The following is a 14466-nucleotide window of genomic DNA, read 5'->3' as shown; positions in this document are numbered from 1 at the left end:
GCACGTGGTATGCTCGCTCCGCGGAGGAGGGAATGAAGATCGGGATTGCGGCGAGCCTGCGCATCAAGGCCGGCGCAAGCTGGGACGAGGCGGTGGACTATCTCACCTGGCTCGCCTGGTACGGCGACACACACGGCTACGCGAACCTGTGGATGACGGAGCATCATTTCACTGAGCAGGCGGGGGCGGGGTCGCCGGCGGTGATGCTGGGCTACCTTGCAGCGCGCACCAGCCGCCTCCGGCTTGGCGGCGCCGTGATGCTCGTGCCGTTCTATCATCCCATCCGCCTTGCTGAGGAGCTGCTCCTCGTCGACCGGCTGTCGCAAGGCCGGCTCGACATCGGTATTGGGCGCGGCCATTCGCCGCTTGAGACCGCAGTGCTCTGCCCCGACCCTGACCGGGCGGTCGAGCTGTTCGAGGATGGCGTCGCAGTGCTTGAAGCGGCGTTCCGCGGGGAGTCGTTCCGCTTCGACGGGGCGTACTGGCGCTTTCCGGAGATCCGGGTCTTCCCGCCGCCGGTGCAGCGCCGCGGCGAGGATGGCAGCGGCCCGCCGTTCTACATGCCCGTCACCTCGCCCCGGTCGATCGAGTTTGCGGCGCGTCATGGGATCATCCCTCTGGTCGGCTATCGCGAGCCGCGTCAAGCGACCGAAGCGCTCAAGCAGTATGCTGCGGCCGCGCGGGCGGCGGGCCACGATGAAGCGCGGATTGCCTGGCTGCTGGAGCGGGTAGCGACCAATCGCTTTGTGCTCGTCGCCGATACTCGCGCCGAGGCGGAGGCGCTGACGCGCGCCGAACTCGCCTACCCCAGCTATTCTCACTGGATGTACGGGCTTCCTGTCGGCGACCCGCGGTTCCAGCCTCTCCTGCCGGAGTCGCTGCCGCCGCTCGATGTGCCAGCAGACGAGCTTGCCGGGGTTGCCATCTTTGGAACGCGCGACGACGTGATTGATCAGATCCGGGCGCTCGAGGCGGTAGGGGTCCGCCATTTATCGGTTGCCTTTTCCTTCCGGTCCTCGCCCGAGGTCAGCCGGGAACGCGTGGAGCGGTTTACGCGAGAGGTCCTCCCGTATGTCTGAGGCAGGGTGCGGAGCGCGCTCACGGCGATGCTCGTCGGCGACCGCCTGCTGAGCGGCGACCAGCGCTTCGAGCCCGCGACGCAAAGCGCGGAGCGTTGGCGCGTCGAGCCGGCCGAGCGCGGCGCGCACGGCGTGAAGCGGCCCATGCTTGAAGCGGTCGACGAGCGCTTGCCCGGAGGGACTGAGCCGCGCGATCGTGCGGCGGCGATCGGCAGGATCGTCGGCGCGTTCAACGAACCCAGCAGTGACAAGCCGGTCGACGAGGTGGCTTGCGGCCGGCAGCCCGACGCCCATCCGGCGCGCGAGCTCGCTGATTGTCGCTGGCTGGGTGTGGTCGATAGTGAGGAGGGTGCGGAACTGGGCCATCGACAGGTCGAACAACGTCGGCTCATCCGGGTCGATCGTCGCTTGGAGCAGGTCCGCATGGTGGCGGATCAAGCGGATGATGGCCTCGGTGTCGGCGGCGCGTTCCTCGTTCGTCGTCATCGGCGCCAGTGTAGCGCAGCGCCGGCGCAATTCCTATCGATCTCCCGATTCGTGTACTGCGAGCAAAGCATTGCATTGCATCGAACTATTGGCGATGATATCCCTGTTCGCCCAGCCGAGCGCTGATCGTGCTCCCGGCGCGGGGCCGTTCGCTCAGCACGCTGAGCCAGATGCCGAGCGGGAGGACAACCGGGAAGCGAGTTGACAGCAACGCGGACGCACGGAGTACACTACCCGGTGCGCCCAAACGGCGGGGATGGCTGCGCGTCCGGCCGAGCAGTCCGGGGCGTACCGTGAGGCTGTCGCCGTGTCTGAAGTGGTGATGCCGCTTTTCCTCGAACTCGTTGTGGCGTTGTTCGGTCTCTCCTCGTCAGATTGGGCGGCGCTGCCGCTCACCATGCCGCAGTTCAAAGTGCTGGCGCTTCTGGTGCGCGGGGAGACCCCGACCGTCTCGGAAGTGGCCCGCTTGCTGCAGGTGACCCCGCCTACCGCCTCGGGCATTCTTGACCGCCTCGAAGAGAAGGGGCTGATCGTCCGCGAGGAAGACCCAGTTGACCGCCGGGTCGTGCATGTCCGACTGAGCGCCGATCGGCGGGCGCTTCTGCGCCAGCTGTTTCCGTTGAGCGAGCGACGGCTCAACGACCGGGTTGACCACTTGCCTCCGGACGAGCGCGCTCGGCTGGCGGCGGCGCTGCGGGACGTGCTTGCGGCGCTCGCCCTGCCCGCTGGAGAACGAACGTCCGCCCCCTTGGAGTCCCGTTCATGAAAGTTCGCGGCTTGAGGCGTGCCGGCATCGCCGGCGCGCTGGTTGTTCTGGTTGTGGCTGCCTGCCAGCAACCGCAACAGGCCCCTGCATCCGGCCCGCCCCAGCAACAGCCCACGCCCGCTCGCGCGGTCGAGGTCGATATCCGTCCCGCGCAGCGCGGCACGATCCAAGCCTCGCTCTCCTACACGGGTGATGTGCGCGCCAAAGCGCAGGTGGCCGTTATTCCGCGGGTTGCGGCGCGGGTCGAGCGCGTGACCGTTGACATCGGGTCGGAAGTGCGGCGGGGCGATATTCTTGTAGAGCTGGACCGCTCGACCCTTCAAGCTCAACTGCGCCAGGCGCAAGGCAACCTCCAGTCGGCCCAAGCTCGCCTCGAAAGCCTGCAGAACCCCCGTCCCGAAGATATCGCGATCGCGCGCGCGAATTTGATCAGCGCCCAAGAGCGGCTGGATAAGCTCCTCAATCCGCCTGCTGCCGAACTGGAAGCCCTGCGGGTGGCGGTCGCCAATGCCGAAGCAGTGCTGAAGCAAGCCCAAGCCGCCTATGACCGGATCGCTTTCGAGCCGGATGCGGGGCGTCGGCCGGAAGCAGTCCAGCTTGAACAGGCGACGAACAACTACAATGCGGCGCTCGCTAACCTGCGGAACCGGATCAATCCGCCCCAGCAGGATGTCGATGTGGCGCGCCAAGCCGTAGTTATCGCCGAAGAGCAGCTGAAAAAAGCGCTTCAGCCGGTGACAGAGGCCGACCTTGCAGCGCAGCGGGGCGTCGTGACGAGTGCGGCCGCTGGGGTTGAGCTGGCGCAAATCAATGTCAACGAGGCGACGATCCGCGCGCCGATCGACGGCGTCGTCGCAGACCGGCCTCCTCCCGTCGGCTCGACGACCTCCCTGCAGCTGCCAATCCTCACGATTGTCTCTAAGGAGGTCGAGATCGTCCTGCCGGTTGAGGAGACGCGCTTGCCGGACCTCACCGTTGGCACGCCGGCGATCATCACTGTCCCTGCCTACCCCGGCCAGGAGATTAGCGGAACGATCGCGAGCATCGCGCCGACAGTCGACCAGCGCAGTCGCACCGTGTCGGTGCGCGTCGAGCCAGTCACGCAGGATGGGAAGCTCCGGCCGGGCATGTTCGCGCAGGTGCGGCTCGTCACCCGCGAGCGGCCGAATGTCCTGATTGTCCCGCGTGAGGCGGTGGTGCAGCGGAACAACCAAAACGTCGTCTTTACCGTGGTGGACGGCCGAGCGCGGCAAACCCCGGTGGAGGTCGGGGTGTCCGACGACCGCAATATCGAAATCCGCAGCGGCATTGATCAAGGGGTGCCGGTCATCGTCTCCGGGCTCACAACGCTGCGGGATGGGGATGTTGTGACGCCGCGGCCGGCGGGCACGCCGGCCTCGGGAGGACGCTGATGCGACGCGTTGCTCTTGCTGCGCTTCTTGCGCTCCTCCTGCCCCTCTCTCCGGCTGCCGGGCAGACCCTCTTCGAGTATTTCCCTGAAACCGGCCATTACGTCCAAGGCGAGTACCTCGCCTGGTATCGGGCAAAAGGCGGACCGCGCGTTCTCGGCTATCCCCGCACGCCTGACTTCCGCGAGCGCGACCGGCTGGTCCAATATTTTCAGACAGTGCGGCTCGAGTGGGACTGCGGCGAGGATGGCCGCCAGCCGTGCCGGCTGCGGCCGGGTACGCTGGGCGAGGAGATCTTCGGCAGAAAGCTCGACCTCACCCCCGACCGGCAGACGCCCGGTATCCTGACAGGGGCCGCCTACTACTTCGGCGAAACCAATACCACTGTCGAGGGGCCCTTCTTCGCAACCTTCGTCCAGCTTGGCGGGCTGGAGTTCTTCGGCTATCCCCTCACCAACCAGGTGGTCGAAGCAGGCCAGACGGTCCAGTGGTTCCAGCGAGCGCGGCTGCAGCTGGACGCGGATGGCGTGGCGCGGCTGTCGCGGCTTGGCGATTACTGGATCGACACCTTGCGTCGCGTGCCGGCGCCGTACCTGATCCGGCGTCCGGCGCCGGCGCCCCTGCCGGCCGTCCCGATCGCGGGGCAGCAGCTACAGGGGCGGTTCTATGTCCAGACTGCTGCGGGCGAGATCGTTGCGATCAATGCGGATGGCACGGGCGAGCGCGTGATCACGACCGGGAATGAGCCTGCAATCTCGCCGGACGGCACCCTGCTCGCGTTCGGCCGCGGCGGGCCCGACAGCATTTGGGTGCATGACCTGCGCACCGGCGAAGAGCGGCAGCTCGTCGCGTTGCCGGGTGTGCGCAGTCCGGTCTGGTCGCCCGACGGAACGCGCCTCGCGATCTTGAAAGGCAAACAGGACCCCGTGTTGCGTTTTGATCCGATAACGCGGCGGCCGCGCTGGATCCTTGAAGATCACTTCGCGATCGCCATCGTCGATGTGGCGACAGGCGACGTCCTTGACCTCCCGAGCCAGACCTTCAGCTCTTCTCCGAGCTGGTCGCCGGATGGGCGGCGGATCGTCTTCGACGGCAATATTGGCCTCTACATTGTCGAAGTGACAGGCGACGGCGAGCCGCAGCTGATCCCGGGCACCAATAGCCAGTTTACGAGCCCGGCATGGTCGCCCGATGGCCGGTTGATCGCGGTCGCGCTCCACCGCAACGACCATTACGACATCGCCGTCATTCGGCCGGAAGGCGGCGGCGTTCGCTTGCTGACTGACAGCCCGGCGCTAACGCGCGCCAGCAACAACGTTGCGCCGGCGTGGTCGCCTGATGGCCGTCAGATTGTCTTCCTCTCCGACCGCGATGGGTCGTGGCAGCTGTACACGATCGACGTGGACGGCCGAAACCTCCGCCCGGTCTTTGCGGGCGAGCGCGCGTTGACGTTCACCTACAGCAATGAGCGCGTCGTCGCGTGGGGGCGCTGATGGATCGCTCGCGTTACAGCCCGGAAGCCCAGCAGATCCTCGACTTCGCGGAAGAAGAGGCGCGCGCGTTCCGCCATGGGCAAATCGGGACACATCATTTCCTGATCGCGCTGATCCGTGCCGGGGCGTTCCCCGGCGACGAGCGCGAAGCGCGGCTTTATGTCCGCGAAGCAACGTTCGAGCTGGAGCCGCGCCTTGCCCAGCTGCCGGAAACGCTTCCCTACTCGTATGGCAGCCGGCGCTTTCTTGAGCGCGCTGAGCAGTATGCCGGGGATGGGCTCGTCACCCCGGAGCATCTCGCGGAGGCAATCAAACATCAGAGCGGCCACGTCGTCAGCGTGCTGCACCGAATGGGGATCTTTCTCTACTGATGCCCGCCCCGAGGCATGAGCAGCGCCGTGGCGCTCGGTAGCGGGACGGGATTGCGCGCTCTTGGCCTCGCGCTGTGCGGCGAGGGTGGCCAAGGAGCGGCCATCCGGCAAGAGGCGTGAGCGCAACGTCGGCGCTTTGGCCGCTGCGAGCGCGGTCGCCCCGCGCAGGGATCACTCGGTGACGCGGCAGGGGGCTGTCGCGCTTGCGGGCGGAGAGGCTGAGCGCGGATGGTGACCGGCACCGCTGGATGCGGCACGCGCGCCGCGACGGCGGGCGCTCGCTCTCGCGTACCTTCTCGATCGTGTCCAGCAGAATGTCGTCCGGAATGCGGGGGATCAGCCCCGTCACCTTCGGCCTCCACGCGCTGAGGGAGGTCTGCTGGACGAGGAAGAGCACCGGCACTTCCTCGGCGAGGATGCGCGCTGCCTCCTGCAGCAGCCGCTCGCGGCGCGCTGGGTCCATCTCGCGCGTGGCGGCGGTCAGCGCACGGTCGGTATCGGGCCGCCATCGGTCCGGCAGCTAGTCGTTAAAGAGCGGCAAGATGTCGCTCGCGATCATCTCGAGGTTGGCGCGCGCTTCGCGGTGGGGCACGCCGCGTCCGCCGAATCCAGCGAGAACATGGCCAACCCCGGTCTCCTGAAGCGCGTACAGCTGCTCGATGACGTGCGACTTAGTGCCGGCGATCGTGCCGGCGGCGGCGTTCTGCGCGCTGCGAGCGCGCTGGTCTTCTTCGTTGACATCCTGCACCAGCACCCGCCGGCCGTCTGGACCGAGCGCTTCGAATGCGCGCGGCCTGCTCTCGCCCGCGGCGGTGTTCAGCCGCCGGATCGCTTCGGCAAACTGCAGGCTGCCTGCCTCGGCAACAGCGCGCGCCTCAGCGTCCGTCGCGCCGACGACGATCCGGCGCAAGACGCCGATCTCCTTCTGTTTCCGGTCGATCTCCTCGCGCGTGTCGCCCATCTCGGCGCGGACGCTCCGCCAGAGCTGGATCTGATCGGTTAAGACCTCAATCGGCCGGAAGCCGAGCAGCGGCGTCACATCCCAGCGGGCAGCACGGGCGACGGAGTCGTGGGAAGAGGTTGCCATATAGAACGGCATCGTCCGACCCCGGTAGGGGCCGGGATGGATCTGGACTGGCGGGATACGCCAGATCCGCCCCTCGTAGGTGAAGGGCTGTCCGGAGAGCGCCAATTTCAGGATCTGGAACCCCTCCTCGACATACTCGCGCTTGCGCTCAAGGTCGACGCCGAAGACGCCGTACTCCAGCGGGCTGAAGCCCGGGCCGATGCCGAGCATCATCCGTCCCTTGCTCAACTGGTCGAGCCACGCCATCTCCTCGGCGAGCCGCACCGGATGGTGGAGCGGCAGCACCGCAACGGCATAACCGAGCTTGATGGTTTTGGTGATCGAGGCATAGTGAGCGAGAATGACACTCGGCGCGCCGGCCATCGCGAACTCGACGAAATGATGCTCGACGAGCCAGAGGCGCTTGAAGCCGGCCTCGTCGGCAAAGCGTGCCTGCCACGTGAGCTGCTCGACGGCCTCTTCGTAGGTGATCCCGGGCCACACGGAGGCGCCCGTCTGCATCCCCAGTTGCATCGCTCGCTCCTCCTGCCGGGCGGTCTCGATTGGCGTCAGGCTCGATCGTTGCGAGGCTGGCCTCCGCGCGCTCCCGCCCATTCTCGAAGAGTATTTTGTGGACATTCTACGAGACCAGACGCGGCGCTTCTCGCCCAGGGATGACCGAAATTGGCTAGGAAATTTGTCGCTGGACAGCGCGCGGTTCGACTCGTGATGATCGAGACGAAAGGGAGGCGGATATGTTCTTTCCCCAGCTCGGTCCGATGGAGCTGATTCTCATCTTGGCGATCGTGCTGCTCATTTTCGGGGTCGGCAGGCTCCCGGAAGCGCTCGGCTCGATCGGCCGCGGCATTCGCGAATTTCGGAAGGCCGTCTCTGGAACGGAGACGCCGCCGCCGGCGTCCTCCGACAAGCCCTCTGCTCCCCCAACGGCGTGAGCGGTAGGGCGCCGCGTCCGCCTCTCGCGGGGCGGGGCGCTTTCCCGGGATCACGGCACAGCCAAGAGCAGTCGCTGGAGGGTGAGCGCCCGCTTCGAGGCGGCAGAGGGCGCAGCCGGCGAGCGCGCTCTCTGCGCGGGGGCCTCAACCGGCCGCGTTCAGACGGGCACCACGCGCTTATACTGTTTTTTCCCCTTGCGGAGCAGTAAGGCGCCGTCGCGCAGCCAGCTGGTGTCGACTTTCGGGTCGCCGGCGACCCGTTCGCCGTTGATTGAAGCGCCGCCCTGCTCGATGAGCCGTTTGATCGCCGCTCGCGTGTCGCCGAAAGCGAGCACAAACAGATGCGACGCTGTCACTCCAGCGGCGAGGGCGGCAGCGGGAATAGTGACGGTCGGTGCGGCGGCGAGGTCGCCCTCACCGCCGAAGAGCGCGCGCGCTGCAGTCCGCGCTTGGTCAGCGGCGGCGGTTCCGTGCACAAGCGCGGTCAGTTCGTAGGCCAGCACCTCCTTGGCATGGCGGATCTCGGCGTCGCGCAGGGCTTCCAGCCGCTCGATCTCATCAAGCGGCAGAAATGTGAACAGCCGGAGCAAGCGTCCGACGTCGGCATCGTCGCAGTTGATCCAGTACTGGTAGAAGTCATACGGGCTGGTCAGCTCCGCGCTCAACCAGATCGCGCCGGAGGCGGTTTTCCCCATTTTTGTGCCGTCAGCTTTCAGGAGCAGCGGCCAGACGAGCCCAAACGCTTCTTGCCCCGTCTCGCGCCGGATGAGGTCGACGCCGGCGAGGATGTTGAACCACTGATCAGAACCGCCGACTTGCAGAAGGCAGCCGTACTCGCGGAAGAGATGGAGGAAATCGTAGGCTTGGAGCAGAACGTAGTTGAACTCGATGACGCTCAGTCCCTCGCCGGCGAGCCGCTCGCGGTAGGTCTCGTGCTGCAGGATCTGCCCGACCGTAAAGTGGCGGCCGATGTCGCGCAGGAACTCGATGTAGCCCAGCTTGAGCAGCCACTCGGCATTGTTCAGCATCAGCGCGCGCCCTTCCGCAAAATCGAGGAAGCGCGCGACCTGCCGCTGCAGCGCAACGAGGTTCGCGTCGACGGTCTCTTTAGACAAGAGCTGGCGGGCGCTCGTGCGGCCGCTCGGGTCGCCGACGAGCGCGGTGCCGCCGCCGACGATGACAATCGGCCGATGTCCCGCGCGCTGCAGATGCGCTAGGGCCATCATCCCGATCAGGTGGCCCACGTGCATACTGGGGGCAGTCGGGTCGATTCCGTTGTAGACGGTGATCGGGCGCTGAAGCGCGGCGCGGAGGCCGGCTTCATTCGAGATCTCTTTGACAAAGCCGCGCTCGCGAAGGAGATCGAGCACGTCGGACATGGCGTTCTCCTCCCCCTCGGCGGGGAGCCGCGGAGAATAAGCGCTCGCTGGCGCGAGCACCAGCAACCGAGGTGAGTATACTGCCGGGATGGAGGGGTGTCTGTCATGCCGGTGAACGGACCAGCGCTCGTCACCTTCGTTGGCGGCATGGAGCCGGGGCCCGCAGCCGAACTGGTCGCGGGCGCCCACGACGCAATCGCGCTCGACCTTTTTGCGGCGGCGCGGGCGAGCGGTGCCTTCGAGCGCTCCTTCTTGGTCACCGACCGGCCGGCGTTGGCGGCAGCGGTTCCCCCTGAGGTCGAGGTCGAGGCGGGAACGGCGCCATTCCACGTCGGCCGTCGCCTCGCCGAACTGGTCGCCCGGCATGGGCTTACGCGGGTGCTCTATTTCAGCCGCGGCGCGCTGCCCTTCATCACCCCGGCCGACCTTGCAGCCATCGCCGACCAGTTGTGCGCTGCGGATGCGCTGGTGATCACCAACAACCTCTTTTCGGCTGACCTCATCGGCGTCACGCCGGCGCGCGCGCTCGACCGAATTCCCCTGCCCGCAATCGACAACCCGCTGGCGCGGTTGCTCCAGCAGGAGGCGGGCCTTCCGGTGTGTCTGCTTGAGCGGAACGCCACCACCCAGTTCGACCTCGATACGCCGACGGACCTGATTGTGATGCAGGTTCATGGCGGTGTCGGCGACCGGACAGCCGCCTATCTCGAGTCCATCCGGCTGGATGATTCGACAGTGCGGCGGGCGATGCGTCCCTTCACTCAGCTCGGCAAGGAGGTAATTGTCGCAGGCCGTGTCTCGAGCGCCACGTGGGAGCGTCTCGAGAAAGCAACCTTAGCGCGCGTGCGCGTCTTCTCCGAGGAACGGGGGATGAAGGCGGACAGCCGCATCCAGGACGCCCGTTCCTTGCTCGGCTTCTATGTTGAGGCGCTGGGGCCGGAAGCGCTCTTCGCCGCTCTCGGTCGGCTCGCCGACTCGGCGTTTCTCGATAGCCGCGTCCTGTTTGCGCATCTGGGGCTCACGCTGTCAACGGAAGATCGCTTTCAATCTGACCTTGGGAACTGGGAACTGATCTGCGATCCGCTTGCCGCCCGGATCACCCGCGCCGCGCGCGAAGCGCCGCTGCCGGTGGTGCTCGGGGGGCACTCGCTCGTCTCCGGCGGGCTCTGGGCGCTCGTTGATGCCGCCTGGGGCGAGCGGGAAGCGGGGTAGCGCCGGCAGTGCCGTCCCTCGCCCTCCGCTGTGATGTCGCAGCCCAGCTGAGCGGCGAGAGCGTCTCCTCTCGTCGCCCTCGCACGTGGAAGCCGCCGCGCCGATCGCGAACATAGACCGTTCCTGCAGCGTTGCCGGCATCCTAGCGCGCTGCATCGTCCTGCGGAAGATACGGGTTTGTGCCGTCATGGTTATCGCAAGCCGTGCTGCCTGCGGGTGCTCCCAAATGTGGCGGCGCAGGCGTTCTTGAGAGCGCCGGTCTTGAACAGAGCGGGTTGCTGCGGCTGCCGCGCAACAGTGTTGTCGGGAGGACAGGGCGCGGAGGGCGGGAGGTGAGGCGGGGTTGTGGTCGCGTCAGCGTTCTGCAACGGCGCTGCCCGGAGCGGTTCGGTTCAGGGAGTGGGCAAGCGTCGGCGAGCGCTGGAGCTCCTGCCGGCGCTGCTGGATCGTGCCGCTGCGCTCAGTCCACCGGAGAAGAAACTTCGTTCGCAATGATGTCCTCGGGCGTCGGCTGATGCACTGGGGGCGCTTATGGCAGAAACATTCAGAGATAGGGTCATCGCGAGGATCGCGCGCCCTTTCCTCACCCCAAAATGCCCGCTCGCTCTGGCCGAGAAGGAGCGCCCGGGGAGCGGAAGGAATACCCGCTCGGGAGGCCCGCAACGACGCCGTCAAGAGGCGGTGCTGCTCGCCGCGCGCTCGCGCCAGCAGGCGGGGCAGAGCGGCCCGGCGAGCGCGTCTTCAGGAGGGCCGGCTATGCCCAGTCGGGCAGCTCTTCGCACAAGAACCCGTTAACAGCGCGGACAAACGCCTCGGGAAACTCGTCGGCGACATCGAGGCTGGCGTTCTCGATCGCGACAAACGGTAAATGCGGAAACAGGGCCTTAGCATCGAGCGTTGCTTGCCAGGTCGACTTATCGAGCTGGCCGCACATCAGCAGGATCGGATGCTTCAGCCGTCCAAGCAGCGCCGCGTGATCGGTTTCGCCGACAACGTTGTGGGCCCAATGCGTGTTCAGCCCCATTTGCAGCCGCTCGATCATCCAGCGGATCGACATCTCGATCGTTGCGCCGGGGCGGCTCATCCGCCGCCGATTGACCCAGAACCGGACGAGCTCCGAGCCATCCTCGCTGTAGGTGGAAGGGCCTTCATTCCGGAGCCGCTCCATGCTCGCTTCGGGGAGCAAGGGAATTCCCCAGAGCACGAGCTTGCGGACGGTCTCCGGGAAGAGGTCGGCTTGGATCAGCGCAATTGTGACGCCGGTGTGGTGGCCGACGATATCGGCGCGCTCGATGCCCAGCCCACGCGCCGCTTCGACCATCGCTTGGGCGTAGTCGCGTCCGGAGGGCTTGGTCGCCGGCATCGCCGAGTTGCCGAAGCCGAGCATGTCAAAGGCGACACAGCGGTAGCCTTCTTGGGCAAAGAGGGGGATGACTGGCTCCCACATCGCCGACGAACTGGGCGTCTGGTGGAGCAGGACGAGCGGCCGACCTGTCCCTGCCTCTCGGTAGTGGATTTGGCCGTACGAGGTGTCGACGTAGCCTTTGCGGAACGGCGCGCTGCTCATCTGAGTCTCCAAACATCAAAGCTGGGAACGCAATCGTAGCACGCTGCTCAGCAACGGGGGCGCCGACGTGTGGTGGCCGTCGTTGTTCGCGGTCGGGGTGCGTCGACGGTGATGCCGCCAGGGAGGGGAACGAATGGCCTGGAGCTGGCTACTTCATGCCCCTCGTCACGTTCATCCAAGGGTCGGACTCTCGGAAGGAGGCGCCGGACGTCGAGCCCTTCTCGCCAGACGGCGGCTGACCGCCCGTCAATCGGGTCCCCCGGACGAAGCAGCCTGCTGTTCGACAGCGCGGGCGACAAGGTAGCGGAGCGCCAATTCGTAGCCGCGCCAGCCCAGCCCTGCGATTGTGCCGACAGCGGCCGCTGCAATGTAGGAGTGGGCCCGCCAGGGCTCGCGGCGCGCCAGGTTCGAGAGGTGCACTTCGATGACCGGGTAGTCGACCGCCTTGATGGCATCATGAAGGGCGATGCTGGTGTGAGTCAGCCCGCCCGGGTTGAAGATCGCGCCGGCAAGACCGCGGCCGTGACCGGCTTGGAGGCGATCGATCAGCGCTCCTTCGTGGTTGCTCTGGAAGAACTCGAGCGTCGCGCCCAGTTCGCGCGCCGTCGCGGCGAGCCGAGCGTTCAGGTCGGCGAGGGTCAGCCGGCCATAGATCTCCGGCTCGCGGATGCCGAGCAGGTTCAGGTTTGGCCCATTCAATACCCAGATTTCCATCATCCTTCCCGCCGCTTGCGCGCGACAATGAACAGATTGATCGCAGAGGCGCGGTCGAGCCGGATCAACCGACCAAACACTAGGGGCAAGAGCCGGGCGCGCAGCCCGGTCGTCATCAGCAGCCGGCGGCCCGTGACCCATTTGGCCAGCTGCGACGGAAACGCTGTCAGCAGAAAGAGGTCATGCAATTGCATGACGCGCGGCGAGATGGTCCCCTCGCAGCGCTCGATGACGAACCCCGCCAGACTCAGCTGCTCTTTCCACCAGTCCGCCGGCCGAATTGTCACGTGCTTGAAGACCAGCCGGTGGCCGCGAAGATACCACCGGGCAAGCTGAGGCAGCCCCAGCGCGCGGAAGAGCCGGGGGAAAAAGAGATGGCGGTACATCGCCTCTGTCGGCACGGTGACCACAAGAAGCCCGCCCGGCCGGAGAACGCGGGCTGCCTCCGCAAGCGCGCGCGGCACATTCTGGATGTGCTCGAGGACGCTAACCGACACCACCGTGGCGAAGCTCCCGGATTGAAACGGCATCCGGCGGGCATCTGACCAGAGCATCCGCTGATACTTGTTGCTGCGCCGGCCGAGATCAAGATCCGCTTCATTGATGTCGATCCCCATCTCCAGTTGATCGAAGACGACGCCCGCGAACTCGCCAAAGCCGCAGCCGAGGTCAAGCACCGGGTGCTCTAGCTCGACTTGGCGAAACGCGAGCGCCTCCACTGCGCGGAACATGGCGTGGGAGAGCGGCGCGATCCGCAGGAAATCGCGCAGATACTGCTCACCGCTAGCAGGGCCCGGCACGGCGTCGCTCCGGGATAGTATCGTCGGAGTGTAGCCGATCGTCCCGGCCGCTTCGCGCATGCCAGCGCCACAGCGCGGCGGGCGCGCGCAGGATATCGAGGCTGCCGAAGCCAGCTTCACGCGGGCACCGGCTGTCCGGCCCGCCGATTGCGGCGGCCGTTTCCCGAGTGGATGCCTATTCCCTTCCCACGAGCAAGCTCAGCAGCCGATGCCGACGACAAATGTCCAGCCGAGCAGGAGGCTCGGCAAGGCGATGGAGCGAGGGGCGCGCCCCGCCGAGGGAGACCGGAGCGCCGGGAGCCGCGTCGGCGGGGGCGCCGCCGATGAGAGGCGTCGGGTTCGTGCCGACCCTGCGCCGTCGCACGGTTCGGGCGGACGGCCGAAAGGCAGCCGCCTTTCTCGCGGCGGTCCGCGTCAGCCGTGGAACGGCCGAGGGAAGCTAGGTCCCGGCGCGGGTGGCGACAAAGTCGATTTCGAGGCGAATGTTGTCCTCAATCGACAGGACGAGCGGGACCCGCGGTTGGGTCAGGTTGAAGTCGGCGAATTTCCAAGCGCTCTTGGCTTGGCCGCTCACCTGCTGGGGCGTGAAGGTGGCGGTCGTCTCCCACGTCGCCGGGACAGTAACGCCGTGGATCGTCAGGTCGCCGACGAGCTGAAAGGTGTACTGCCCCGAGGTTGGCAGCGGGATCGGGACGCCTCGGATCTCTCGAAGGACGAAGGTTGCCGTGGGGAAACGGTCCGTCTCGAGGGTATTGCGCTGGATGAAGTTGTCGCGCTGCGCTTGGTCGGTGCGGAGGGTGCGCATATCGACGGTGATGCGCGACTGCTCAGCAACGACCTGATTGCCGCGGAGGACCACCGTTCCCGACACCTCTTTGGTAGCGCCCACGGCGTCGTTCGGCAGATTGCGGCCCGCAAGCTGCTCGGTCACGCGGAAGCGCGCTTCGCTCGACCCCGTGGCGATAACGAACCGCACTTCGCCGGCGGCCGGCTGAGCAGCCGGGGTAGGGGTGGCGGCAGGGGGCGCTGTCGTAGGGGTCGCGGTGGGGGCAGTCGGCGGCGTGCTCCCCGCTTGGCCTGTCGTCACTGGCGCCGGGGCAGGGGCGCAGGCAGCAGCAAGAAGGAACGTCGAGATGAGCGCAACGCTAGATCGGAACAAGTCCCCCTCCTA

The 14466-nt window shown here is 66.7% G+C and carries 14 protein-coding genes; 7 read left to right on the top strand and 7 right to left on the bottom strand.

All coding sequences use genetic code 11. The features are described from left to right. Positions 1-32 precede the first annotated feature (32 nt). Positions 33-1079 carry an LLM class flavin-dependent oxidoreductase gene (locus NZ773_13860; protein ID MCS6803010.1) on the top strand — a complete coding sequence of 349 codons (1047 nt, stop codon included), beginning with the start codon at positions 33-35 and terminating at the stop codon, positions 1077-1079. Here NZ773_13860 and NZ773_13855 read toward each other — a convergent pair. Beyond that, the gene (locus NZ773_13855; protein MCS6803009.1) at positions 990-1565 is read right to left on the bottom strand and encodes a MarR family transcriptional regulator; all 576 of its coding nucleotides are present in this window, start codon (positions 1563-1565) and stop codon (positions 990-992) included. The genes NZ773_13860 and NZ773_13855 overlap by 90 nt on opposite strands. A 256-nt stretch (positions 1566-1821) precedes the next feature. On the opposite strand from NZ773_13855, the gene NZ773_13850 reads away from it, so the two are divergent. Genes NZ773_13850 through NZ773_13835 form a run of 4 tightly spaced genes read left to right on the top strand, consistent with a single transcriptional unit; the run spans position 1822 to position 5604 of the window. Further along, entirely contained in the window at positions 1822-2331 is a 510-nt protein-coding gene (locus NZ773_13850) for a MarR family transcriptional regulator (GenBank protein MCS6803008.1), read from the top strand. Next, entirely contained in the window at positions 2328-3743 is a 1416-nt protein-coding gene (locus NZ773_13845) for an efflux RND transporter periplasmic adaptor subunit (GenBank protein MCS6803007.1), read from the top strand. The genes NZ773_13850 and NZ773_13845 overlap by 4 nt, the downstream gene beginning before the upstream one ends. Continuing rightward, complete coding sequence (locus NZ773_13840; GenBank protein ID MCS6803006.1) at positions 3743-5233, top strand: hypothetical protein; 1491 nt, start codon at positions 3743-3745, stop codon at positions 5231-5233. The genes NZ773_13845 and NZ773_13840 overlap by 1 nt, the downstream gene beginning before the upstream one ends. Next, entirely contained in the window at positions 5233-5604 is a 372-nt protein-coding gene (locus NZ773_13835; GenBank protein MCS6803005.1) for a hypothetical protein, read from the top strand. The genes NZ773_13840 and NZ773_13835 overlap by 1 nt, the downstream gene beginning before the upstream one ends. A gap of 520 nt (positions 5605-6124) precedes the next feature. Here the strand turns inward: NZ773_13835 and NZ773_13830 are convergent. After that, positions 6125-7204, bottom strand: a complete 1080-nt coding sequence (locus NZ773_13830) for an LLM class flavin-dependent oxidoreductase (GenBank protein MCS6803004.1) — start codon at positions 7202-7204, stop codon at positions 6125-6127. Between the two features lie 221 nt (positions 7205-7425). Between NZ773_13830 and tatA the strand changes: the two genes are divergently transcribed. Beyond that, positions 7426-7623, top strand: coding sequence for a twin-arginine translocase TatA/TatE family subunit (gene tatA, locus NZ773_13825; GenBank protein MCS6803003.1), 198 nt, complete (start codon positions 7426-7428; stop codon positions 7621-7623). A 158-nt stretch (positions 7624-7781) separates the two neighbouring features. Here the strand turns inward: tatA and tyrS are convergent, their stop codons facing one another. Next, complete coding sequence (gene tyrS, locus NZ773_13820; GenBank protein MCS6803002.1) at positions 7782-9002, bottom strand: tyrosine--tRNA ligase; 1221 nt, start codon at positions 9000-9002, stop codon at positions 7782-7784. 96 nt (positions 9003-9098) lie between these two features. On the opposite strand from tyrS, the gene NZ773_13815 reads away from it, so the two are divergent. After that, positions 9099-10214, top strand: coding sequence for a hypothetical protein (locus NZ773_13815; GenBank protein MCS6803001.1), 1116 nt, complete (start codon positions 9099-9101; stop codon positions 10212-10214). A 754-nt stretch (positions 10215-10968) separates the two neighbouring features. On the opposite strand, the gene NZ773_13810 is transcribed toward NZ773_13815, so the two are convergent. The 4 genes from NZ773_13810 to NZ773_13795 all read right to left on the bottom strand — a co-directional run bounded on the left by NZ773_13810 (position 10969) and on the right by NZ773_13795 (position 14454). Then, entirely contained in the window at positions 10969-11781 is an 813-nt protein-coding gene (locus NZ773_13810) for an alpha/beta hydrolase (protein ID MCS6803000.1), read from the bottom strand. 246 nt (positions 11782-12027) lie between these two features. Further along, positions 12028-12498, bottom strand: coding sequence for a type II 3-dehydroquinate dehydratase (aroQ, locus tag NZ773_13805; GenBank protein MCS6802999.1), 471 nt, complete (start codon positions 12496-12498; stop codon positions 12028-12030). Next, complete coding sequence (locus tag NZ773_13800; GenBank protein ID MCS6802998.1) at positions 12495-13355, bottom strand: class I SAM-dependent methyltransferase; 861 nt, start codon at positions 13353-13355, stop codon at positions 12495-12497. The genes aroQ and NZ773_13800 overlap by 4 nt, the downstream gene beginning before the upstream one ends. A 379-nt stretch (positions 13356-13734) precedes the next feature. Further along, positions 13735-14454, bottom strand: coding sequence for a YceI family protein (locus NZ773_13795; protein ID MCS6802997.1), 720 nt, complete (start codon positions 14452-14454; stop codon positions 13735-13737). Positions 14455-14466: the final 12 nt, after the last annotated feature.

The sequence above is a fragment of the Dehalococcoidia bacterium genome (genome assembly GCA_025054935.1).
Lineage (GTDB): Bacteria > Chloroflexota > Dehalococcoidia > SpSt-223 > SpSt-223 > JANWZD01.
This window is presented reverse-complemented; position numbering and strand designations above follow the sequence as displayed.

Coding starts and splice junctions, on each gene's coding strand:
- NZ773_13850 (MCS6803008.1), top strand. CDS start 1,822: ATGGCTGCGCGTCCGGCCGAGCAGTCCGGGGCGTACCGTGAGGCTGTC.
- NZ773_13800 (MCS6802998.1), bottom strand. CDS start 13,355: ATGCGCGAAGCGGCCGGGACGATCGGCTACACTCCGACGATACTATCC.
- NZ773_13810 (MCS6803000.1), bottom strand. CDS start 11,781: ATGAGCAGCGCGCCGTTCCGCAAAGGCTACGTCGACACCTCGTACGGC.
- NZ773_13835 (MCS6803005.1), top strand. CDS start 5,233: ATGGATCGCTCGCGTTACAGCCCGGAAGCCCAGCAGATCCTCGACTTC.
- NZ773_13860 (MCS6803010.1), top strand. CDS start 33: ATGAAGATCGGGATTGCGGCGAGCCTGCGCATCAAGGCCGGCGCAAGC.
- NZ773_13830 (MCS6803004.1), bottom strand. CDS start 7,204: ATGCAACTGGGGATGCAGACGGGCGCCTCCGTGTGGCCCGGGATCACC.
- tyrS (MCS6803002.1), bottom strand. CDS start 9,002: ATGTCCGACGTGCTCGATCTCCTTCGCGAGCGCGGCTTTGTCAAAGAG.
- NZ773_13840 (MCS6803006.1), top strand. CDS start 3,743: ATGCGACGCGTTGCTCTTGCTGCGCTTCTTGCGCTCCTCCTGCCCCTC.
- aroQ (MCS6802999.1), bottom strand. CDS start 12,498: ATGATGGAAATCTGGGTATTGAATGGGCCAAACCTGAACCTGCTCGGC.
- NZ773_13855 (MCS6803009.1), bottom strand. CDS start 1,565: ATGACGACGAACGAGGAACGCGCCGCCGACACCGAGGCCATCATCCGC.
- NZ773_13845 (MCS6803007.1), top strand. CDS start 2,328: ATGAAAGTTCGCGGCTTGAGGCGTGCCGGCATCGCCGGCGCGCTGGTT.
- tatA (MCS6803003.1), top strand. CDS start 7,426: ATGTTCTTTCCCCAGCTCGGTCCGATGGAGCTGATTCTCATCTTGGCG.